The organism is Rickettsia endosymbiont of Culicoides newsteadi, assembly GCF_002259525.1.
Lineage (GTDB): Bacteria > Pseudomonadota > Alphaproteobacteria > Rickettsiales > Rickettsiaceae > Tisiphia.
Genome location: NZ_MWZE01000029.1, coordinates 1 through 22,502 on the forward strand (window position 1 = coordinate 1; position 22,502 = coordinate 22,502).

Here is a 22,502-nt window from a genome sequence, read left to right on the forward strand (position 1 = left end):
CAAGTGAAAATGCCTTGTTCAAATTGGTTTTTTGTGCTATAAAACAGATTACAGCAAAGTGGAATATGCCAATCCCAGATTGGGCGGTAACCGTTTCCCAGCTAGATATTTTCTTCCCTGATAGGTTGAATTTTAGACTATGATATTCTATACTGACACAGCTCAGCGAACGTTCTCAGTGATGACGTCCCCAACTTCTCATCAATTGACTATAGCCCTCAAATCTCAAATGATACTGTTGTAAACATCTTGACAACTAATCTACTTTAAATATATAATTTTACTCACATTAGGGGTGCCATAGGAGACTAAGGCTGAGAGTTAATAAACAACCCTTTGAACCTGATATTGTTAATACAAACGGAGGGAAATGTGTACAGTATTGAAGAATTTTTTGGCTATATTGCCTTAATTACATCTCTGATAGGTCTATTGCCGCAGGTCTATAAAGCATATATAACAAAATCCACACATGATATATCTATGCTAATGCTAGTAAATTACCTTACTTGCTCAGTTGCATGGATTGTTCATGGCTATTGCCAAGGTTCAATATTTGTCGTTCTTAGCAATGTTGCCGGACTCATAATCAGTATAATATCTATTATTCAAAAATGTTACTACGATGCAAGATAGATACAGAGCTTTTTATGAACATATAGATATCGGTCTATACCATTCTATATTGGCTTTAAATGGTGACTTGCCTGATAAGTCATTTTTTGACATTGGCTTGCCTATTATAGCTGCTGATGGAGCAATAAATTCTTTGTACAAGATGGGTATAATACCAAAAGTTGTGATTGGTGATTTAGATTCTGCAAAAGTCGATTTACTGTATACTATAGGCAATTCAGGAGAATTTGGGGCTAGGAACGATGGAGCGACGCCTATAAGTAATAGGCGAGTGACGAGTGACGACGTCACCAACTTCTCATCAATTGACTATACTGAAGTAATTCGTGTACCAGATCAGAACAGCTGTGATTTTGAAAAATCTCTACAATATCTTGAGAATAAAAATCTGTTACCAGCTATAATTGTAGGAATGAGTGGAGGATATATTGATCATATATTAAATAATATTAGTATTTTTCTTAAAAATGGTAGCATTTTTTATGCACCGTCTATTGTAGGGTACGTAATTAAGGCTGGAGAGACTAGGGTTTTTACATTGTCTGTAGATACCAAAATCTCATTACTTGGATTTTCATCAGCACAAATTTCTACTAAAGGCTTAAAATGGGAATTAGAGCATTATCAGATGTCATTTCCGGGTACTAATTCTTCTTTTAATAGAACTATTTGCGAAACTGTTTCTATAGAGGTACATAGTGGTCTATCATTGGTAATGATTTATTTAGAAAAAATGAAAGATTATGGAAGTGATATTATATAGTCAATTAACCTGAATTAGTGCCGACAAGAAAAACGATTAAAATAGATTGCTTCGGAGGCTTACGCCCTCTCGCAATGACTTATAAAGTAAGGATATTTAGGTTAGTATAAAAATAATAAAAATATTTTTCATAAAATGCTTAGTGCGCATCATAATTAGTATATACTACGATGAGTTTGATGAATTATATTAATTAGCATGAAAATTCTTGCAGGCCTTAGTCACAAAAAATTAGCTAGACATTTAGCTAAGGAGCTAAAGTGTCAATATGTGGAAACTTACATTACAACTTTTGACGATAGTGAGACAAAAGTACAAATCCTTGAGGACGTACAAGGGTGTGATGTTGTTATAGTGCAATCTACTTCTAGACCAACTAATAACCACTTAATGGAGCTTTTATTATTAGTGGATACGGTAAAAAGAGCAGGAGCCTCAAAAGTGACTGCGGTTATACCCTATTTGGGCTATAGTCGCCAAGATCGTAGATATGATAATTTTTCTCCAGTCCCTGCTCGTCTGGTAGCAAATATGTTGGAAATTGCTGGGGTTGATCGCATAATAACTGTTGATTTGCATTCACAGCAATTAGAGGGATTTTTTAAAATTGCTATACAAAATCTTGAGCCAATCAGTTTATTTGCTCCGATTATTAAGAACTATAATAATGCTATTATTGTGTCTCCAGATATTGGTGGTTTTGTACGTATAGGTGCAGTTAACAAGCTTTTTAACATCAACATGGCTGTTATTAATAAAAACAGGGATAGCAAGGATCAATGCCAAATGTCAGAAATAATAGGTAACGTTTCAGGCAAGCATTGTCTATTAATTGATGATATTGTTGATAGTGGAGAAACCATTTGTAAGGGAGCTAAGCTATTAATGGCAGTAGGAGCATTATCTGTTGATGCTTTTGTGACTCACCCTGTGCTTTCTGGGGCATCTAAGAAAAATATTGAGAATTCTGATATAATGAACATCTATATAACCGATACTATAGAAACTACTGATTTACCTTCTAAATTTCATATAATATCCGTTACTCCAATTATTGTAGCAGCATTACAACCTATGCAAGATTATGACAAGATTATGAGGATTTAGGATTTTATTATGCACAATGCTCGTTGTACTCTTGAAATAGATTTAGCAAAAATTCGTACTAATTATCGTATTATTTCTGAAATTTGCAAAAATTCAAAAATTGCTGCTGTGGTAAAGGCTAACAGCTATGGACTTGGAGCCGATATTATCGCACCAGCATTACAGATGGAGAATTGTCAGAATTTTTTTGTAAACTCAGTTAATGAGGGGGTGGAATTACGTAAAGTGTTAGGAGCGAAACCTAATATTTTTGTGTTTCATGGTGTATTTTACAATGATGTTGAGGAATTTGGTAATAGTAACTTAATTCCGGTACTTAATAGTTTGCAACAAATTGCCATATGGCAAAAGTTTGCTGCTAAAAAACAACAAGTATTACGTTGTACAATCCATGTTGATACTGGTATGCATCGTTTGGGAATGGCTGACATAGAGATGCAACGTATCATAGATAACCCTAGCCTATTATCTGGTCTTGAATTACAATATGTTATAAGTCATTTATCTGCCTCTGAAATAGCAGATAATCCTTATAATTTACAACAATTAACAAAATTTAGATATTATCTAAACTATTTACCAACAGCTAAAGCTAGCTTAGCTAATTCTAGTAGTATATTTCTAGGACAAGAATATCATTTTGACTTAATACGTCCTGGTGCGGCATTATATGGGCTTAATCCTTTGGGAATTTCCTCGAAAAATCCGATGCATAACCCAATTAGGCTGACTGCTCCGATAATACAATTACAAGAATTACCGCCAGAAAGTTATATTGGTTATAATATGACTTTTAAAACAAAGCGTAATAGATTGATTGCTACCTTGCCTCTTGGTTATGCTGATGGTTATTCTAGAGCTTTTAGCAATTGTGGAGAAGTTTGTATTGGTTCCTACTTAGCTCCTGTAGTTGGTAGAGTATCGATGGACTTAATTACCATTGATGTTACTGAACTACCACCAAATGAAATATTTTTAGGGCAACAAGTGGAGATTATAGGGGATTATTGCACCCCAGATAAAATAGCTAGTGTAATAAACACCATTGGTTATGAAATTCTTACCATGCTCGGTGACAGATATAAGAGAGTATATAAAAATGATTATTAAGATAGTTAATTTATTCGGCAAACATACTATTGCTTTCGCAAAAACTATAGGAGCTTTTTCTCTATTTACTATAGCGGTAGTTACTAGTATTTTTAGGCGTCCCTTATATGGCAACTTACTATTCAAGCAGTTGTTATCTATAGGCTTTTATTCCCTACCAGTTGTTGCGATGACTACCTTTTTTTCTGGGGCTGTACTGGCATTACAAAGTTATACAGGTTTCTCTCGTTTCTCGGCTGAAAGTTCAATAGCTACGGTGGTAATTCTGTCAATAACTAGAGAACTTGGACCAGTTCTTGCAGGTCTCATGGTGGCTGGTAGGGTTGGTGCATCAATTGCCGCTGAAATAGCTACAATGAGAGTGACGGAACAAATAGATGCTCTTTATACTTTGTCAACTGATCCAATAAAATATTTAGTTTTGCCAAGGGTGCTAGCTGCAGTTATTACCTTACCATGTTTAGTATTAATAGGTGATGTATTAGGAGTAATGGGTGGCTATTTGGTAAGTGTTTATAAGCTTAATTTTAATAGCTCTAGTTATATGGTAAATAGCTTTAAGTTTTTACAATCAATAGATGTTATTTCTGGTTTGGTAAAAGCAGCGGCTTTTGGTTTTATTATTTCAATAATAAGTTGCTATAGTGGATATTGCTCTGGAACAGGAGCAAAAGGAGTCGGAACTGCTACAACTTCGGCGGTAGTAAGTTCTTCGGTGCTGATTTTAATCAGTAATTACTTAATAACAGCATGTTTTTTTTAAAGTTATGAATAACCAATCAAAAATAAAAATACGTTCATTATATAAATCTTTCGGTAACCGAAAGGTACTTGACGGTATAGACTTGGACATAAAGCAGGATAGTTCGATAGTAATCCTTGGCGGTTCGGGAAGTGGTAAATCAGTACTAATTAAGACGATAGTTGGGTTAATACAGCCTGATAAAGGTAGTATAGTTGTTGATGGGGTAGAGACTGTCAATATCTCAAATAAAGATAGATTTAAAATGATGGAAACTATAGGCTTTCTATTCCAGGGTGGAGCTTTATTTGATTCTCTAACTGTTCAAGATAATATTACGTTTTTTGCTGAAAAATTGTATAAATTATCTCCCAAAAATAAACAAGAGTTAGCGGCATCTAAACTTAATTCGGTAGGTTTATCTAGTAAGATACTCAATCTTTATCCATCTGAACTTTCTGGGGGGATGCAGAAAAGAGTATCTTTAGCTAGGGCTATTTGTGGTAATCCTTTGATTCTTTTTCTTGACGAACCAACTACTGGTCTTGATCCTATCATGGCTAATGTTATTAATGAATTAATAATTAAAGTTCAAGAAGAGCTAAAAGCTACTACCATTACCATAACCCATGATATGAATAGTGCTTATATGATAGCTAAAGAGGTTGCTATGATTTATCAAGGGAAGATTTTATGGTTTGGAACAAAAGATGAGATAAAAAATAGTGATAATCCCTATTTGCAACAATTTGTTAATGGTTTAACTATTGGACCAATTGAGGTTTAGTATAGTGGGGGTTTAGTATAGGGATATAGGCAAATGATTTGAAGAAGCGTATGCTTGAATATAAATTATTAGAAGAGATGATTGATGTAGCGGGTTGAGGCTAGGAGCGATGGAGCGACGCCACAACTGTTGAAAGTTAGAAGAGGAAGCGGGTTTTAGATAGGTTTTCTGTCATTGCGAGACCACGTAGTGGTCGTGGCAATCCATCTTTGGTTACTTTTATGGATTGCTTCGTCGACCTGCGGTCTTTCTCGCAATGACGTTGACCACATACGACTTTTAAACTATTCGGTCTAAAACCTCTTCCTCTTCTAACTTTCAACAGTTGTGGAGCTAGGAGCGATGGAGCGACGCCTATAAGTACTCCTGTACAAGGTGCAATACTTTAAACAATAGTCCCATTTTATTGGGAGCAATTAGTCTATCAACTTGTTTTGCTATGATATTTGCCTCTATAATAGGTAATTTACTTTGTAATAGTTGACTTCGTAATAATATACCATTGCTAATTAAGAAATCACGTTGAGTTATTGATCCATACACATTTATTCCTATATTTCTGCTTACTGTCTTTAAGGCATAAAAGTCAACATGTGCTGATAAATCGGCTTCTCCTAAAGTTTCAAGTAGTGGGTAATATTTATGATTTTTTATCGCTTGTAAAGTAGGGTTATACTGGTTACGCGTCCTCTTTATTGGATCTATATCATAACCGTAATCGATAATTAAGCTAGCCCCACCGAATTGCATTATATGCTTACTGATAAATTTTACGATTTCTAACGATTTAGGTGATTCTTCTATTACTGCTCCATCATGTGCGTTTGAGTGTTCTTGCAGTAAATAACGCTGTAACTCCTTACTAACCTCTATCTTATCGAATTTAATCTTACCATCAGCTGGGTCAATAATAAGTGTTAGCTCGTACCAAAGCTTTTTGCTTTTAATATACTGCTTAATTGGCATAGCATCAAAAAATTCATTAGCTATTATAATAGAAGGAATTTTAGATATATATTGTATGGATTTATAGTGTTTGATAGGGAGACCTGTTAACTTTAGGTTTGTTTTTTGTTTTTTGATAAAATGAGGATTAATATCAATTAATTCTATAGAGAGAGATTGGTAAAATTCTGGAACTAATTTAGCAACATTTAGCAAATCTCGCATTAACACCCCCTGTCCAGGACCCAATTCAACTAAATTAGTTTTCCGAGGGCAACCCATTTTATACCATTGGTCAATAGTCCATAACGCTATCATTTCACCAAAAAGCTGAGAAATTTCTGGAGCTGTTGTAAAATCTCCTAAGCAACCTAGTTTATCTTGTTTTTGGTAATAGGAAGAAGGGGCTACAGACGTTACTTGGAGCATCATTTCATCAAGCTTAATACTACCATTTTGCTCAATAAGTTTTCTTATTTTGGAATCGACTGGCATTTAATTCGTATTATTAAATAAATTCCTAGTATTATCATAGGTAATGATAAAATTTGCCCCATAGTTAAATTATTAAAAATAAAACCTATGTGAAAATCTGGCTCACGAAACATTTCTATAATAATTCGAAATACCGAATAGAATATTAAAAATATAGCAAAATTCAAACCATGGATATTTATAGTTTTATATTTGAAAGTGGCGTAAGCTAGAATTAGGAATAATACAGCTCCTTCAAAAAATGCCTCATAGAGTTGGCTAGGATGTCTTAGTTGTAGGTCACTATTTGGAAAAATCATGCCCCAAGGCATTGTGGTCACTCTGCCATATAATTCACCATTAATAAAATTGGCCATTCTACCTAAACATAAACCAATAGGACAAATCGTAGCTAATATATCACACATAAGCAAGAAGTTAACTTTATGCTTATAGCAGAAAAAATAACTAGACATAATTAAACCAATCACCCCACCATGAAATGACATACCACCTTCATAAGTCTTCAAAATGAGAAGAGGAGCAGAAAAATATTGAATCGGATTATATAGTAACGCATAGCCTAATCTTCCACCTATTACGATACCAAGAATAGCCCAAGTAACAAAATTTTCTAAATGTGTTGCAGTAACCCCAACTTCGAATTTTTTTATAATTTTATAAGCATAGAACCACCCAACTAATATACCCAAAACGTAAGCCATGGAGTACCAATAAACGGTAAATGGTCCGATAGAAAAAATAACAGGATTGATATTTGGAAAGAGCATAAGTTTATTATATACACAGACTTTATCGATTGCAAGCAGTATAGTCAATTGATGGGAAGTTGGTGACGTCGTCACTCGTCGCTCGCCTATTACTTATAGGCGTCGCTCCATCGTTCCTGCTACCCAATTCCCCTGAATTGACTATAGTAGGAAAAAATCTTAGGTGTCATTGCGAAAAGTGCGGAAACCACAACACGACGAAGCAATTGTCCATTTTTGTGTCACCCCTGCGTAAGCAGGGGTCTTAGATTCCACAACTGTTGAAAGTTATAAGGTAGAGCGGGTTTTAGATAGCTTTTCCGTCATTGCGAGACCACGTAGTGGTCGAACAATCCACATTCATTAGATTGCTTCGTCGCTACTAAAGTAGCTTCTCGCAATGACGCCAAGCTATTTTTTATATGACTTTTAAACGCCATGCGTAAGATGAGTCAATAAAAATAATAAAAATATTTTTCATAAAATACTTAGTGCATATCATAATTAGTATATACTAAAATTATCTAAGGATAAGAGTGTAGTCAATTCAGGAGAATTGGGTAGCAGGAGCGATGAGCAACAACATCACCAACTTCTCATCAATTGACTATAGTGGAGTAATACTAATCTGGTTAGCTATATAAATATATCAAATTTGATGTATACATGATATATTTACCATCTTACTTCAAAAATTATTCTAAATGCGAATTTTCTGCAATTTATTGATTATTACTATTAAAATTATTATTTTATTACCAATTGGTAGTTCGGCACAAGCTAAACAGCAAGGAATAAATAAACAGTTTAGCTTTTTGTCAACAGATTATATCGAATATAACCAAAAGGAACAATTTATTTATGCTAAAGGTAATGTTCAAATTATATTAGATAGTTATTTTTTAACAGCCAATTCTTTGATTTACGATATAGAACAAGATACACTCTGGGCTGAGGGTGATGTTAAAATTACAGATCAACAAAATAGAGTTATTTTGGGAGAATTTGTCGTATTAAAAGATAAGCTAAAGGCGGGGATAATTTCAGATTTTATTTTATATCTTGGTGATAATAATCTCTTAGTGTCAAAATTAGCGGAAAGAGTCAATAAAGATGTTTTTCGTTTGCATAATAGTACCTTTACTCCATGTAAAATACTATGTAACCAAAAACCTATTTGGCAAATTTCTGCCAAAAATACTGAAGTAGATATCAATAAGAACATAATGGTTTATAAGCATCTATTTTTTGAGGTATATGGTATTCCAATCTTCTATACACCCTATTTTTCTCATCCAACACCTAAGGCTCCTGCAAAATCAGGAATATTGATGCCTGGAATACAGGATAGCTCTTTAAGGATACCATTATATTATAGAGCTAAACCTAATCTAGATTTTACTCTAACCCCTAGGATTTTTTGGGAAAAATATACAATTTTTGAACTAGAAGCTCGTTACAAACCAAACAAAAGCGATTATATATCTTTAGAGGCTAATTATGGCAAAGTACCCTACTCCTTAAAGAATGGTGCGATAACGATAAAAAACACTAAGGTAAATTCATATTATATATTAAGCAATGGCGATTTCACCAAAAACGATTATCGATATGGATTTAGGTTGCAACGTACTTCTGATAAAGCTTACTTAAAAAATTATTATAATAATTATACTCCATATTTGACTTCCAAGTTATATTTAGAACATGTCAATAATTACAATTACTTATTAACGGAAGGGATGTATTTTGAAGGATTGGGAACAAATGATTCTAGTAGCACCAGTCCATTAATTTTTCCTAAGGTTAGAACTAAGAATGTCATACCTTTAAATGACGATGAAACTACTAGCATAGTTATTGAGAATAATGCACTAATCTATAAAGAAAGAAGTGGTAGAGAACTAGGGCAAGCTGCATTGCAATTGGCAGTAGATAACAATTTCCTAACTTCATCTGGTCATTTATTTAATGTTACCTTACGGAATAGATCAGATGTATATTTTATTAATCACCTATATCCAAATAATTCTAGGGCTAACAAGGTTCTTGCTAGAAATATACCAGAAATTCAAACTACTTGGCACTATCCATTAGCTGGCTCAATCTTTGATAAAGCTAGTCTATTTGTTGAACCAATTATATCAGCAACTATTGGACGTAAAAATAATTCTAATAAGAAATTTTCTTTTATTGATCCGTCAAAATATGAACTATCAGAAAATAATATATTCAGTTCGAATCGCTATAGTGGTATAGATTATCATGAATTTGGCAATAGATTAAGTTATGGTATTAATTCTTCTATACTTTCAGAGCAAAATTATTCTAGTTTATTCCTAGGACAGACCTATAGTAATAATCTTATTAATAACAAATCTATTGATAATGTTGAAAATGTTGGCAGAATTTCTAGTAATTTTTCTGATACAATAGAGCTGTTCTATAGATTTAGAAAAAGCAAGAATTTTCAGCCAATTAGAGATGAATTAGGTGGCACCCTTAACTCTAAGGCAATTCAGTTAACTGTTGGATTAGCACAAATTTCTAATATACAGAAATATTATTCTACCAATGAATTAATTGATAATAAAGTAAGACAACTTTACTACAACTTCACTTATCAATTAGCAGAAAATTGGTCAGTTGCCTATGATATGAGGATAGACTGGGCAAAAAATAAAATATATATTCTTTCTAAGAGTATCCAGGTGACATACTTGAATGAGTGTGTTAAAATAGCAGGAAAACTTTCAGACAATTATATGGGAGATAATAGCAGGGGGATAAAAAAGACTTTTGCCGTCCCTACTATTTCTGTAGGTCTAAAAATATTAAATATGTGAGCCTAAAATTATGAAGAAGTTAAATATGAAAAAGTTATTTTGTTTAGTTGCCATCATTTTTAACATAACTATAGCAAAAGCAGAGTTATCCAATATAGTTGCATTAGTTAATAATGAGCCAATTACCTTACATGAATTTCTAGCTAGAAAACACATGATCATGGCACTTAACAATATTCCTAATCCTGATTCTCAAACAAATAAGCAACTTGATAAGATGGCAATTAACAGCATGATTGATGATGTATTACTTTATCAATCTGTAAACGGTAAAAAAAGCTCTGATAGTGAAATAAATGAGTCTATAGAAACCATCGAGCAACGTAATAAAATGGAAAAAGGGCATTTAATAAAGTTTTTGAAGAGTAAATCTGTAGATATTAATAATTTTAAATTTCAGATAGGTGCAGAAATTATCAAAATGAACATTTTATCTAGTATTTCAAGATCAGTTGCTATTAGTGCAAAAGAAGTTAATGATATAATATTAGCGACAAATTCAAAAGATGCGGAAGTATCAGCACAGATTTTTACTTCACAAGATAAAGATGATAAAACTTTGCATAAGATGTGTGATTTACAAAAACGTCTTAAAAATTGTTCTGATGTCAAAGAATCTTTATATAAAGATTTTTCTACATTAGAGGTAATTAATCAGAATCTGAGTACTCTAGATTTTACACTACAAACAATTCTCAAAGATTTAAATATGGGAGAAAGAAGTAATGTTTTTGAGATGCAAGACGGATTTAAATTAATCTTAATGTGCGACAAAAAGATGATTAATGTTACTAGTGATGAAAATAATTACGTAGTAAATCTGCTAGCTAATAAGAAAATGTCACAAAAAGCACAAAAATACTTTGAAGATATGCGTAAGAAAGCATATATCAAAATAATGCTACCTTTGTGATCTTAAATAATTTAAATGCCTTACCTTCAATTGCAAAGCATGCTAGCAAACATGGTATTGCTCCTATTAAGAAATATGGTCAAAATTTCATTTTTGATAGTAGCCTATGTGATAAAATAGTTCGAGTTAGTGAACTGCAAGAAAATGATTTGGTCTTAGAAATTGGTTCTGGTACAGCCGGACTCACTAGAGCTATTCTTGCCTGCAACCCTAAATCTTTAACTGTTATTGAAACTGACGTTAGATGTATACCTTTACTTATGGAAATAAGAGAACTGTTCCCTAATTTGCACATTGTTCATTCGGATGCTACTAAATTTGATCTATCAAGCTTAACTCATGATAAAATAACTATTATTTCAAATTTACCTTACCAAATAGGCACAGAGTTAGTCATAAAATGGTTAAAAAAATTACCATTAATAAATAGTATGACTTTAATGCTGCAAAAGGAGGTTGTAGACCGAATATGTGGTAAAGTTGGAACAAAATCCTACGGAAGATTATCAGTAATATGTCAGTTACTTTGTTCTGTTGAAAAATGCTTTGATGTTAATCCGCAAGCTTTCTATCCGGCACCAAAAGTCCACTCGGCTATAGTTAAACTCGTACCTTATAACAATAATGCATTAACAGCTGAACTAATTGAAAAAGTTGAGTTAATAACTAGACTAGCCTTTGGCAAGCGACGTAAAATGATTAAATCATCTTTAAAGACACTAACCTCGTGTATAGAAGATTTGTTAGCAAAATTAAAAATAGATAATTTTTGTCGATCTGAAAATTTATCACCACAAGATTATTTATCTTTAGCAAAATTATGTTTAGAGTAAAGGTTAGTGATAATAGACCTTATATCACATTTTCAAGATAAAGAGAACGAAAGTAAAAGTTAATGAATAACTCATCTTACGCATGGCATTTACATGTCATATATTATATCTTGCCATTGTTTTGTTACCACTATAGTCAATTCAGGAGGATTGGGTAGCAGGAGCGATGGAGCGACGCCTATAAGTAATAGGCGAGCGACGAGTGACGACGTCACCAACTTCTCCTCAATTGACTATAAAGTGACTTCTCGCAATGGCACTTGTGTCCTATGATACCCTACAAAATCATAATTAGGATGTTTATGTTTAAATTATTAAATCCTTATTTTTTTAGTAAGCTAGTACGAACCATGTTACCATTATTGCTAGTTGCAATGTTAGTAGTAATGGGGTTGGGGTTATACCAAGCTTTGATAGTATCGCCACCAGATTACCAACAAGGTGATATGGTTAGGATTATGTATGTTCATGTACCAGCTTCTTGGATGGCACTAGGTATTTATACATTTATAGCTATTTGTAGTTTGTCTAACCTAGTGTGGAAAACTAAAATGTCCTTCTTAATGGCAGTAGCAAGTGCTCCTATTGGGGCAGTTTTTTGTATGATTAGTATAGTAACAGGGGCATTATGGGGAAAGCCTATTTGGGGAACTTGGTGGGTTTGGGATGCTAGACTTACCTCAATGTTCGTATTATTCTTACTATATTTAAGCTATATCGTGGTGGTGAATAGTGGTGATAGGATAAGCCGTACTGAAAAACCAGCCTCGGTGATTGCTTTAATTGGCTTTATCAATGTTCCCATAGTAAAATTTTCGGTAAATATTTGGTATAGTTTACATCAGCCAGCAAGCGTTTTAAGGCTAGGTAGTCCGACTATCGATAATTCTATGTTATTACCCTTAGTGCTAATGTTTATAAGTGCTATACTATATTTTCTATTAGTATTGGGTTTGAGATCTTGCATGTTAATTGCTAAATTCAAGGAGTATGACAATTTATGACTTATGTTGTTACCGATGAGTGCGTAAAATGTAAATATACTGATTGCGTAGAAGTATGCCCTGTCGATTGCTTTTATGAAGGGGAGTTAATGTTGGTAATTAATCCCGACGAATGTATTGATTGTGGAGTATGTGAGAGTGAGTGTCCGGTTAAAGCTATTAAGCCAGAATCAGAACAGCTGATTGACTGGATAGAGAGAGCTAAGTTTTTTTCCAGTAAATGGTCAAATATTACGGTTAAGAAACCAGCCCTACCGGATGCAGATAAATATCAAAACGAGAAAAATAAATTCGAAAAATATATGGGTGAAGTTTAATTTATTGCAAGATTTTTAGTGGAGAAGATGGTAAAATAGTATTAGTTATCAATATAGAATTAAGAGGTTGTATTATATGTTTTTATCAAAATTTCTTGACCCTAAAAATGATTTTTGTTTTCGCCAAATTTTTGGCACTGAAAAGAACAAGGATATACTTGTTCATTTTTTAAATGATATTCTCAAATGTAAAGGAAATGAAAAAATAATTGAGGTGACGTTTTTACCAACTATCCAAGACCCTGATATTGCTATTTACAGAAAGTCTATAGTTGATGTGTTATGTAAAGATCAACATGGTAATCAATTCATCGTAGAGATGCAGATAAGTAAGCATCCAGGATTTGAGAAAAGAGCCCAGTATTATGCAGCTAAAGCATATTCTAGGCAAATACTCAAAGAGGATGAAAACCATAAAAAGTTGGCAGTATACGCTAAATTAAAAGGAGTAATATTTTTAGCAATAGCAGATTTTGTGATGTTTGACGATAAAAAACATTGGAAGTCAGAGCATCGTCTTTTAGATACAGAAAGCTACGCCAATGATTTAAAAGATTTTTACTTTGTTTTTTTAGAACTCAAGAAATTTAATAAAATTATCTCTAATCTAGAGACTACAGAGGAAAAGTGGATGTATTTTTTCAAACATGCAGGAGATAGTACATTAACATTAGCCGAAATAGAGCAGTTAATAGGTAAGGATAAAATTATTAGAAGAGCCTTTGAGGCAGTAGATCAAGCAAGCTGGTCAGAAGCGGAGCTTAACACCTATGAGGAAAGAACAAAAGCCTATTTTGATAATTTAGCGGTAGAACAGCAACAAATTGAAGATGCTGAAGCTAAAGGAAAAGCTATAGGCGAAGCTAAAGGAAAAGCTATAGGCGAAGCTATAGGTGAAGCTAGAGGTGAAGCTAGAGGAAAAGCTGAAGGTATTAAAGAAAGTACTATAGCCATGGCGAAAGAAATGTTAGCTGATAATGAGCCAATAGAAAAAATAGTTAAATATACAAAACTAACTATTAAGGAAATAGAAGCGTTAAAAAAAGAATAAACCTTAACAAAAATGTAATCGATTGTCTGAATTAAAATTTGATAAAAAGCAGTTATTTCTGCTAGGTAGAATTAAGAATTTTGCTAAGCAAATTGAAGATAAGTCATTTTTGAAATTCTTTAATGGTAATTTATTAGCAAAACAAGGTATCTATTTATATGGTAATGTAGGTAATGGCAAAACTGTATTAATGCAACATTTTTTTCAAATATTGCAAATTAAGAAATTAATGATCCATTACCAGAATTTGATGCAATCGGTACATAAAGATATTTATCAGTTACAAGACAAATCAAAGTCTAAAAATAATATTATAAAAAGCATTGCGACAAATTATGCAAAACAAGCAGCAGTAATATGTATCGACGAGTTTGAAATTAAAGATATAGCTGATGCTATGATAATAGGACCGCTACTTCTTGAACTGATAAAATGTAAGGTATTTATCTTCATTACCAGTAATACCAAACCAGAAGATTTGTATAAAGATGGTTTACAAAGAAATTCTTTTTTGCCAATAATTAAAGAGATTTATCAAAGGTTTGAAGTCATGTACTTAGATAGTGATCATGATTATCGATTAGATAAAATTATGCAAACGGCTAGCAGACGCATAATATATCCAATTAATGAACATAATAAATTCGAGATACAGAAACTTATTGGCAAGTTAAATAATAATAACCAGCTAGTTCCTAAGGATATTGCTGTTTTCGGACGGAAAATATCTTTTAACATGGCTGGTGAGAAAATATTAGTGACCGATTTTGAAGAGCTATTTGTAAGAGAATTAGGTTATGTTGATTATGTAGATATTTGTCAAAAATTTTCTATTATAATAGTAGAAAATATTCGTATAATAAGTTCTGATAATACAGATTTAGCTGTTAGGTTTATAAATTTTGTTGATAATGCTTATTTTTATAAGGTGGTACTATTTATGACTTTACAAGATGAACCCATAAAAATATATCAGAATGGTTTGCGTAGTAATGAATTTAAGAGAACTATTTCAAGGTTACATGAAATGAATAGTGGTAGTTATGTCAATTAAAAACGGTAAATTTATTACGTTTGAAGGTGGGGAAGGGTGTGGTAAATCTACCCAGAGCGATATGCTACACCAGTATTTATTATCACAAAATATCCGGACAGATTTAACACATGAAGTGGGCGGAACTATTGCGGCTGAGAAAATGCGTGACATTTTAGTTTATCAAGATTTATTACCTATGTCAGAATTGCTGCAAGTTATGGCGGCACGTTACGAACATGTTCATAAAAGGATTATTCCTAAACTCAATTCTGGGGTCTCAGTTATTTGTGATAGGTTTGTGGATTCTACGGCTTGTTATCAAGGGCAAGAGGTAGGTACTGATTTAGTGTATGAACTTCATAAATCTCTAATATCACCTGTAATGCCTGATATTACCTTTTTTATTGATATAGAGCCAAATATTGCTTTAGCAAGGGCGTGGGCAAGAGGTAATAATAATAAATTTGAAAGTAAGAATATTGAATTTCATCAAAAAGTCTATGATAAATTTCAATATATATCAGATAAATTTCCAGATAGAATAGTAAAAATAAACGCTGCAGATCTTAGTGCAAACGAAATTCATGATATAATTGTAGTGATGCTCACACGAAAGCTTGAAAAAACTATATAATTTTGTCACGTAACTAATTTTGTTAATAGAGAAATATGCTAATTTTCATTGACTTTATTATCATAGAGCTTTAAAAGTGCTAGTGCAGCTTCACCATATATGAAATATAGCCTCTATCTTTAGGTAATTCTTTGTGTAATAATAATGTTACCATTCAAAAATATTTTTTCTAAAATACAGGAAATCATTTGGCCAATAGAGAGGGAGGAGTTGAAACTTTTTCTACCTATGGCATTAATGATGCTCTGTGTTCTTTTTAATTTTGGGGCTCTGAGGTCTGTTAAAGACGGATTAGTTGTGCCATCAATGGGAGCGGAGGTTATCAGCTTTTTAAAACTTTGGCTTGTTTTGCCATCTTCTATATTATTCGCTGTATTATATGTAAAGCTCAGTAATCACATCCGTTTTGAATATATTTTTTATATAATAATTTCAAGCTTTTTGTTGTTTTTTCTGATATTTGCCTATGTCATTTATCCTAATCAGGAGTTTTATCATCCAAATACTGAGCAGATAGAACATTTAGTATCTTTGTATCCTAATTTTCGGTGGTTTATCAAGATAATGGGTAAATGGAGTTACGCTATCATGTATGTTTGTGCAGAATTATGGAGTGCCGTAATTATTAACCTAATGTTTTGGCAATTTGCTAATAATATTTTTGATACAAATAATGCAAAACGTTTTTATCCAATTTTAGGAATGGTAGGCAATGTTGGCTTAATTGTAGCTGGTAATGTATTAGTAGCTTTCTCAAATGTACAAGAGATATCAGATACCCAAATGATAATAGATGAAGATTTACAATATAATTCAGAACTAATGTTACAACCAATTATGTCTATAATAGTATTTGCCGGTATAATTTCAATGTTGTTATTTAGGTTAATTAATTATCTGATTTTGCATGATAAGGGATTAATGGCTGATTTTAAAGTAACTCAAATACAGGCAAAAACCTCTTTACCACTTCTGGATAGTATCAGGCTAATTATTAGCTCAAAATATGTTGGACGCATTGCTTTATTGATAATTTGTTATGGAGCACTAACTAATATAGTGGAAGGTCCGTGGAAAGCTAAAGTAAGAGAACTTAATCCCAATACGTTAGATTATATAAACTTTATGGGCAGGTTTAATATTTGGATGGGAATTTCCTGCGTGACTTTTATGGTAGTTGGCAGTAATGTGATTAGGAAATTTACTTGGTTAGTTTCAGCATTATTAACACCTTTGATGTTTTCGATAACTGGTTTAATGTTTTTCATTTTTGTTATTTTCTCAGAAGATATAGGTTGTGGTATTAAAGACTTTAATCCAATTTATGCTGCTGTAATTATTGGAGGGATACAAAATATTTTAAGTAAATCAACTAAATATTCGTTATTTGATTCAACAAAGGAAATGGCATATATTCCTTTATCATTAGAACTTCGAACAAAAGGTAAAGCTGCTGCTGAGGTTATTAGTACCAAATTTGGTAAGTCTCTAGGAGCTTTTATTCAGTCTTTTATATTCATAATAGTGCCTACTGCCACATGTGATTCAATAGTAGTTTATTTACTAATAATGTTTATTATGATAGTTATTTTATGGTTTTGGGATATAGTGCAGTTAAACCGTGAATATGTAAAATTATGTAATTAGCATGCGAAAAACATTAATATATATATCAGTGATAATTGCTGCAACCCTTTTGATTTATACTGTTTCATGGTTCTTAATTATTAGTTCTATAGCTGGTAAGATCAATCAGCAATATAGTAATCGTTATATCGCTACTAATACGGTAGATAATGAACAAAAATATTTCGTTAAGTTTAATAAAATTACCAGCTATGGCTTTCCATTTAAAATTGCCTTTCAAGTAATTGGCTGGTATGAAGAGGGGGAGAATAGTATAATTGAATTTCATACTCCGATTTATATAGGTTATGACTTACTAAAACAAGTTTGCTTTATCACCTATTCTGGTAACGCAACGGGTCGTTATAAACCTATTCAATCAGGATTTGGGGCAAAATTCGAAAGTGATAATTATTCTTTTACAGCAAAAATTCCCTTGAGCTTAAAGTTATTTAAGATTTTTATACAAAAAAAAGATCCGTTTGAAATTATCAATTTTGTTAAAGAATTGGAATTAATATCTGACAAAACCAAAATCTTTGATTTAATTGATCAGCAAAAACTATATGATGAAGATCATACAGCTATTTCATTCTCACTGGAAAAGAAAAAATATTATACTGATCTAGAAGATTTTAAAAATAATGTGCCGCAAAAATTAAATATTAGTTATTCAACAAACATCTTAGAAAGTAATCTTATCAACAGGAGGGTGCCAGCTGGTCTTTTATTATATAGATTTGCTTGGCCAATGCCTTTTAGTTTTGAAGGTAAGTTTTATATAAAAACAAATAAATCTATATATAGTGAATTTGTTAACGATTTAGAAATAAAAATGATATCCAGCAAATTTTCAAGCAATGTCCAAGACTCTTTGACTAGTTTGTTATATCAAAATAAAGAGGAAGAAAGTCATCGTGCTAGCCATTTGAAGGTTGAATCAACAATTGATTTGAAATCAGGATTTTCCGATAATATATTAAATTCTATCCAGTATTTATTGCCGTATATATCAGCATTGCCTAACAATTTATCGTTAATGGAAGAGTTAGAGTATGTTAACAATAATAAAGATAAATTCAATTTAACTGAATTAGAAAATCATCAATATATTTTTGATTTAGATGTAAATTTTTTTGCTAGAATAAACGATGTAATGAGAGCTCAAATACATAACCTTAGTTTATTTTCTAATAATACTGGATTCCGCTTGTCAAGTGAATGCAAGCTAAATTCATTTGGCAATTTTGATATTAATGGACTCTTGGTTGTTAATAATTATTTAAAGGTAACTGATATTATCACCAATTATTTATTAAATTTAGGTAGATTTAAAACATTTTCTGAAGATAGTCGTATTGTATACAAAGAGGGGATTAATTATTTTCTAAAAACCGTATCAGATCATCCTGACTCTAACTCAGGGGACATAAGTTTTGAGTATAAATTAGATTCCAATAATATAGAAAAAGGAAAAATAGGCACTGTCGATCTTGATAAATTTTTACCATTATATTATCTAGCATTATACAAAAAAGCCTCGGAAAAAATACGGGTTGGTGATATAGTCAATTCAGGAGGAGTTGGTGCTAGGAGCGATGGAGCGACGCCTATAAGTAATAGGCGAGCGATGAGTGACGACGTCACCAACTCCTTATCAATTGACTATAGTATAACAAAAAGAATACAAGAGCTAGTGCCTGATTTCAATGAACATCAAAAATTATTAAAACAATTAATGATTCAACCTTTTTTGGAGATTGATAGTGATTTTTGGCAGGAAGTCTATAATGATCCGAATAGCGTTACGCCATAGTAAATTGACTCCCTGCTTGGCTTAGTGCCATACCTGCGAAATCAGGTATCTAGATTCCCGCCGTTGCTAAGAATGGCAAGGAGAAGGGGGAATGATAGGAACGAGCGTACGGAAATCATAAAATAAAAAATAGAGACGTAAATTGGATACTATAAAAATAATACATAAAGACTTAAGCCCAGAACTTTCTGCATTAAATAAGCTTATTATAACCCGCTTAGCTACCAAAGAGGAGCTGGTTAGCGTAATAGGTAAATATTTGCTGGAATTTGGTGGCAAAAGAATCAGACCATTACTAACAATTTTAACTAGCAAAATGTTTGGTTATGTAGGGGAAGATAATATAAAGCTTGCTGGGGCTGTAGAGTTTATTCATGCGGCAACTTTATTGCATGACGATGTAGTAGATGAGAGTACCATGAGAAGATCCAAACCTACTGCTAATGTTATCTGGGATAGCAAGGCTAGTATTCTAGTTGGGGATTTTTTATTTAGCCAATCATTTCAGCTAATGGTCGATACAAAATCTATTAAAGCCATGAAATCTTTATCAAGAGCTTCAGCAATTATATCAGAAGGAGAGGTTTCGCAATTGGTGAAATTGAATCAGCGGAGAATTATTGACGAAACAGAATATAATGAAATAATTATGGCAAAAACGGCAGAATTATTTGGCGTATCTTGTGAAGCAGGAGCAATTATTTCTGGTCAATCTAATGAAATTTGTGAAATTTTACAAAAATTTGGTAGAGTTCTAGGCAATGTTTTTCAAATCATTGATGATTTATTTGACTATTTAGGGGATAGTCGTGATATTGGTAAGAATATAGGCGATGATTTTTCAGAAGGGAAAATAACTCTACCACTAATTTTCTTATATAAAAAGCTTGATGATCAGTGGCAGTTAAAAATTCAAGAAATGATTAAGGCAGATAATAGAACTGAAAGTGAGTTTAAACTAATACGAGAATTGATGATAGAACATTGTATTAAGCAGCAAATTATTGACTATTTAGCAGCGATTAACAATGAAGCTAGTAATTTATTAAAACAAATCCCTATACAAAATATTTATAAAGATCATTTAGTTTCTTTATTAGAATTTACTTTAAATAGGTCTTATTAGAAAGGATATCAAAATATAATGAATATTGACATATAATGCAGATTTTGCTACAATTTATTCTTTGGTATAGTTAATTCAGGAGAATTAGGTAGCAGGAACGATGGAGTGCATAGGTCAAAACTGTTAAAAGTTATAAGGTAGAGCGGGTTTTAGATAGTTTTTCCGTCATTGCGAGACCACGTAGTGGTCGTGGCAATCCATTTTTGGTTACTTTTCTGGATTGCTTCGTTGACCTTAAGGTCTCTTCGCAATGACGGTTTCTCAATTATTATTTTATTAAACTGACACCTATGCTATGGAGCGACGACGTTACCAACTTCTCATCAATTGACTATATTACTAAATGATAAGACTAATACTTTACCCCATAAAGAGCAAAGAATGTTTAGTAAATATAAAATTAATAGTTGTCTTTTCATTGTGATGATAATTTTATCTAGCTGTTCTGTCTACAAAGCGGCTTCTAATGAGGGAGTTTCCGTATCAGATATAAGGAAATGTCAAATGAAAGGTTGTTTTTTGTCTCATGGTATGGAAATAGTTGATCGTCATCAAGAGGAAAATGGAAAATATATAGAAACATACAGGGCTATAGCAAGAAAATCTGGTGTGAATTATTTAAGAGCTGCTGGACATGGAGTGCTTGACGTTATGACTCTTGGAATATGGGAAGTGGCAGGTACTCCAGTTGAAGGCGCTATATCTAATAATCGAGGTTATATTACAGTTAGGGTTACTTATCCATATAAAGAGGCAGATAAACTTGAAAAAATCGAGATTTATGATGCCAATGGTAATATGGTTAAGTAAAGCTGAATCCTAGGAGATTGCTTCCTAGTCAACCTGATCAATGTTATTTTAAAATATCATCTTTATGAACATTAAAGTTAAAAAATTAGAACATTCTGTAGATATTTTGCCTGGTTATGCTACCCAGCATAGTAGTGGTATGGATCTAATGGCAGCAAATATTGAGCCTATAACTATAAAATCACAACAAGTAGAGTTAGTACCTACAGGAATTTGTATAGCATTGCCTAGTCATTTAGAAGCTCAAATCAGACCAAGATCAGGTTTAGCACTAAAACACGGCATTACCGTACTTAATGCACCTGGTACAATTGATGCCGACTATCGTGGTGAAATAAAAGTAATTTTAGTTAATCATGCTAAAGAAGATTTTGTAATTGAGCGTGGCATGAAGATTGCTCAGATGGTTATTTCTAAATATGAGCAGATATTATGGGACGAGGTGGATTCGTTAGATGAAACTCTTAGAGGTTCTGGTGGATTTGGTTCAACTGGAAAGTTTTAAATAGTCACTCTGCAAAAATAAGTAACCCTTATGGTGGTTTTTCGTACAAATCAACCTATAGGTTAATTATGAAAAGTAATGAATTTATTGAATATATTAAAGATATACTAGCACCTTTTGGTCAAATCACTACTCGTGCAATGTTTGGTAGTTATGGTATATATAAAGACGGAATAATAATAGGAATAGTTGCAAGAAACGAGTTGTACTTTAAAATGGATAACAAAGTGGTTGGAGATTTAAAATCTTTTGTCTCCGAACCATTTACATATAATAACTCAAATAAGTTGATAACTCTATCATATTGGAAAATATTACCTGAGATTTTAGATCAAGAGGAAAAGTTAGCAAATTTAGTCTCTATGGCATTTGATGTGTCTATTAATTCTTTGGATTAAAAATAATAGAACTGGTATAGTCAATTCAGGAGAATCAGGTAGCAGGAGCGATGGAGTGCATAGACCACAACTGTTAAAAGTTATAAGCTAGAGCTGGTTTTAGATAGCTTTTCCGCTATTAGCGAGACCACGTAGTCATAGTACCCTACAATTTTTATTCTATAAGTATTAAGCAGCATAAAAACGTCATTGCGAGGAGGCGTGAGCCTACGAAGCAATCCATATAGTCTTGATGTATCTATACTAATTCTCA

24 protein-coding genes, 1 pseudogene and 1 riboswitch are annotated in these 22,502 nt (G+C 32.5%); of the genes and pseudogenes, 22 read left to right on the top strand and 3 right to left on the bottom strand.

Annotated features, from left to right (window positions below; all coding sequences use genetic code 11):
* The 7 genes and pseudogenes from RiCNE_RS08560 to RiCNE_RS03205 form a co-directional block, all read left to right on the top strand.
* Positions 1-143 (top strand): annotated as a pseudogene (locus RiCNE_RS08560) (IS256 family transposase); the annotation flags it as partial.
* A 138-nt stretch (positions 144-281) separates the two neighbouring features.
* Positions 282-386: riboswitch (TPP riboswitch) on the top strand.
* On the top strand, positions 373-636 hold the full coding sequence (locus tag RiCNE_RS03180; protein ID WP_094649175.1) for a SemiSWEET family sugar transporter: 264 nt from the start codon (positions 373-375) through the stop codon (positions 634-636). (Overlaps the previous riboswitch by 14 nt.)
* Positions 626-1,399: a thiamine diphosphokinase gene (locus tag RiCNE_RS03185; protein WP_094649176.1), complete on the top strand. Its 774-nt coding sequence runs from the start codon at positions 626-628 to the stop codon at positions 1,397-1,399. The genes RiCNE_RS03180 and RiCNE_RS03185 overlap by 11 nt, the downstream gene beginning before the upstream one ends.
* 198 nt (positions 1,400-1,597) lie before the next feature.
* On the top strand, positions 1,598-2,506 hold the full coding sequence (locus tag RiCNE_RS03190; protein WP_094649177.1) for a ribose-phosphate diphosphokinase: 909 nt from the start codon (positions 1,598-1,600) through the stop codon (positions 2,504-2,506).
* Between the two features lie 9 nt (positions 2,507-2,515).
* Positions 2,516-3,616, top strand: coding sequence for an alanine racemase (locus tag RiCNE_RS03195; protein ID WP_094649178.1), 1,101 nt, complete (start codon positions 2,516-2,518; stop codon positions 3,614-3,616).
* Positions 3,606-4,379, top strand: a complete 774-nt coding sequence (locus RiCNE_RS03200) for an MlaE family ABC transporter permease (protein ID WP_094649179.1) — start codon at positions 3,606-3,608, stop codon at positions 4,377-4,379. Before RiCNE_RS03195 ends, RiCNE_RS03200 begins: the two co-directional genes overlap by 11 nt.
* Before the next feature lie 4 nt (positions 4,380-4,383).
* Positions 4,384-5,145 (top strand): ABC transporter ATP-binding protein, encoded by a 762-nt coding sequence (locus tag RiCNE_RS03205; RefSeq protein ID WP_094649180.1) that lies wholly within the window; start codon positions 4,384-4,386, stop codon positions 5,143-5,145.
* Positions 5,146-5,499: 354 nt separating this feature from the next.
* On the opposite strand, the gene RiCNE_RS03210 is transcribed toward RiCNE_RS03205, so the two are convergent.
* Genes RiCNE_RS03210 through RiCNE_RS03220 form a run of 3 tightly spaced genes read right to left on the bottom strand, consistent with a single transcriptional unit; the run spans position 5,500 to position 7,482 of the window.
* Positions 5,500-6,585 carry a class I SAM-dependent methyltransferase gene (locus RiCNE_RS03210; RefSeq protein ID WP_094649181.1) on the bottom strand — a complete coding sequence of 362 codons (1,086 nt, stop codon included), beginning with the start codon at positions 6,583-6,585 and terminating at the stop codon, positions 5,500-5,502.
* Positions 6,564-7,355, bottom strand: coding sequence for a prolipoprotein diacylglyceryl transferase (lgt, locus tag RiCNE_RS03215; RefSeq protein ID WP_094649182.1), 792 nt, complete (start codon positions 7,353-7,355; stop codon positions 6,564-6,566). Before lgt ends, RiCNE_RS03210 begins: the two co-directional genes overlap by 22 nt.
* A 22-nt stretch (positions 7,356-7,377) precedes the next feature.
* Complete coding sequence (locus tag RiCNE_RS03220; protein WP_239832648.1) at positions 7,378-7,482, bottom strand: palindromic element RPE2 domain-containing protein; 105 nt, start codon at positions 7,480-7,482, stop codon at positions 7,378-7,380.
* A gap of 556 nt (positions 7,483-8,038) precedes the next feature.
* On the opposite strand from RiCNE_RS03220, the gene RiCNE_RS03225 reads away from it, so the two are divergent.
* The 15 genes from RiCNE_RS03225 to RiCNE_RS03295 all read left to right on the top strand — a co-directional run bounded on the left by RiCNE_RS03225 (position 8,039) and on the right by RiCNE_RS03295 (position 22,249).
* Complete coding sequence (locus RiCNE_RS03225; RefSeq protein ID WP_094649184.1) at positions 8,039-10,180, top strand: LPS-assembly protein LptD; 2,142 nt, start codon at positions 8,039-8,041, stop codon at positions 10,178-10,180.
* A 25-nt stretch (positions 10,181-10,205) separates the two neighbouring features.
* Positions 10,206-11,093: a peptidylprolyl isomerase gene (locus tag RiCNE_RS03230; RefSeq protein WP_094649185.1), complete on the top strand. Its 888-nt coding sequence runs from the start codon at positions 10,206-10,208 to the stop codon at positions 11,091-11,093.
* The gene (rsmA, locus tag RiCNE_RS03235; RefSeq protein ID WP_094649198.1) at positions 11,093-11,926 is read left to right on the top strand and encodes a 16S rRNA (adenine(1518)-N(6)/adenine(1519)-N(6))-dimethyltransferase RsmA; all 834 of its coding nucleotides are present in this window, start codon (positions 11,093-11,095) and stop codon (positions 11,924-11,926) included. Before RiCNE_RS03230 ends, rsmA begins: the two co-directional genes overlap by 1 nt.
* Before the next feature lie 93 nt (positions 11,927-12,019).
* Positions 12,020-12,199 (top strand): palindromic element RPE2 domain-containing protein, encoded by a 180-nt coding sequence (locus RiCNE_RS03240; protein WP_094649186.1) that lies wholly within the window; start codon positions 12,020-12,022, stop codon positions 12,197-12,199.
* A gap of 29 nt (positions 12,200-12,228) precedes the next feature.
* Entirely contained in the window at positions 12,229-12,930 is a 702-nt protein-coding gene (locus RiCNE_RS03245) for a heme ABC transporter permease (RefSeq protein WP_094649187.1), read from the top strand.
* Positions 12,927-13,247, top strand: coding sequence for a ferredoxin FdxA (gene fdxA, locus RiCNE_RS03250; RefSeq protein WP_094649188.1), 321 nt, complete (start codon positions 12,927-12,929; stop codon positions 13,245-13,247). Before RiCNE_RS03245 ends, fdxA begins: the two co-directional genes overlap by 4 nt.
* Positions 13,248-13,323: 76 nt before the next feature.
* On the top strand, positions 13,324-14,298 hold the full coding sequence (locus RiCNE_RS03255; protein ID WP_094649189.1) for an Rpn family recombination-promoting nuclease/putative transposase: 975 nt from the start codon (positions 13,324-13,326) through the stop codon (positions 14,296-14,298).
* Positions 14,299-14,320: 22 nt separating this feature from the next.
* On the top strand, positions 14,321-15,352 hold the full coding sequence (gene zapE / locus RiCNE_RS03260) for a cell division protein ZapE (protein WP_094649190.1): 1,032 nt from the start codon (positions 14,321-14,323) through the stop codon (positions 15,350-15,352).
* Complete coding sequence (gene tmk, locus RiCNE_RS03265; RefSeq protein ID WP_094649191.1) at positions 15,342-15,968, top strand: dTMP kinase; 627 nt, start codon at positions 15,342-15,344, stop codon at positions 15,966-15,968. Before zapE ends, tmk begins: the two co-directional genes overlap by 11 nt.
* Before the next feature lie 144 nt (positions 15,969-16,112).
* Complete coding sequence (locus tag RiCNE_RS03270; RefSeq protein WP_094649192.1) at positions 16,113-17,615, top strand: Npt1/Npt2 family nucleotide transporter; 1,503 nt, start codon at positions 16,113-16,115, stop codon at positions 17,613-17,615.
* A 1-nt stretch (position 17,616) separates the two neighbouring features.
* Positions 17,617-19,410 carry a hypothetical protein gene (locus tag RiCNE_RS03275; protein WP_094649193.1) on the top strand — a complete coding sequence of 598 codons (1,794 nt, stop codon included), beginning with the start codon at positions 17,617-17,619 and terminating at the stop codon, positions 19,408-19,410.
* 142 nt (positions 19,411-19,552) lie between these two features.
* Positions 19,553-20,536 (top strand): polyprenyl synthetase family protein, encoded by a 984-nt coding sequence (locus tag RiCNE_RS03280; protein WP_094649194.1) that lies wholly within the window; start codon positions 19,553-19,555, stop codon positions 20,534-20,536.
* A gap of 381 nt (positions 20,537-20,917) precedes the next feature.
* On the top strand, positions 20,918-21,346 hold the full coding sequence (locus tag RiCNE_RS03285; RefSeq protein WP_094649195.1) for a hypothetical protein: 429 nt from the start codon (positions 20,918-20,920) through the stop codon (positions 21,344-21,346).
* Between the two features lie 55 nt (positions 21,347-21,401).
* Positions 21,402-21,851, top strand: coding sequence for a dUTP diphosphatase (dut, locus tag RiCNE_RS03290; protein ID WP_410520914.1), 450 nt, complete (start codon positions 21,402-21,404; stop codon positions 21,849-21,851).
* 68 nt (positions 21,852-21,919) lie between these two features.
* A complete protein-coding gene (locus RiCNE_RS03295; protein ID WP_094649197.1) occupies positions 21,920-22,249 on the top strand; it encodes a TfoX/Sxy family protein in 330 nt (109 codons plus the stop codon).
* Positions 22,250-22,502: the final 253 nt, after the last annotated feature.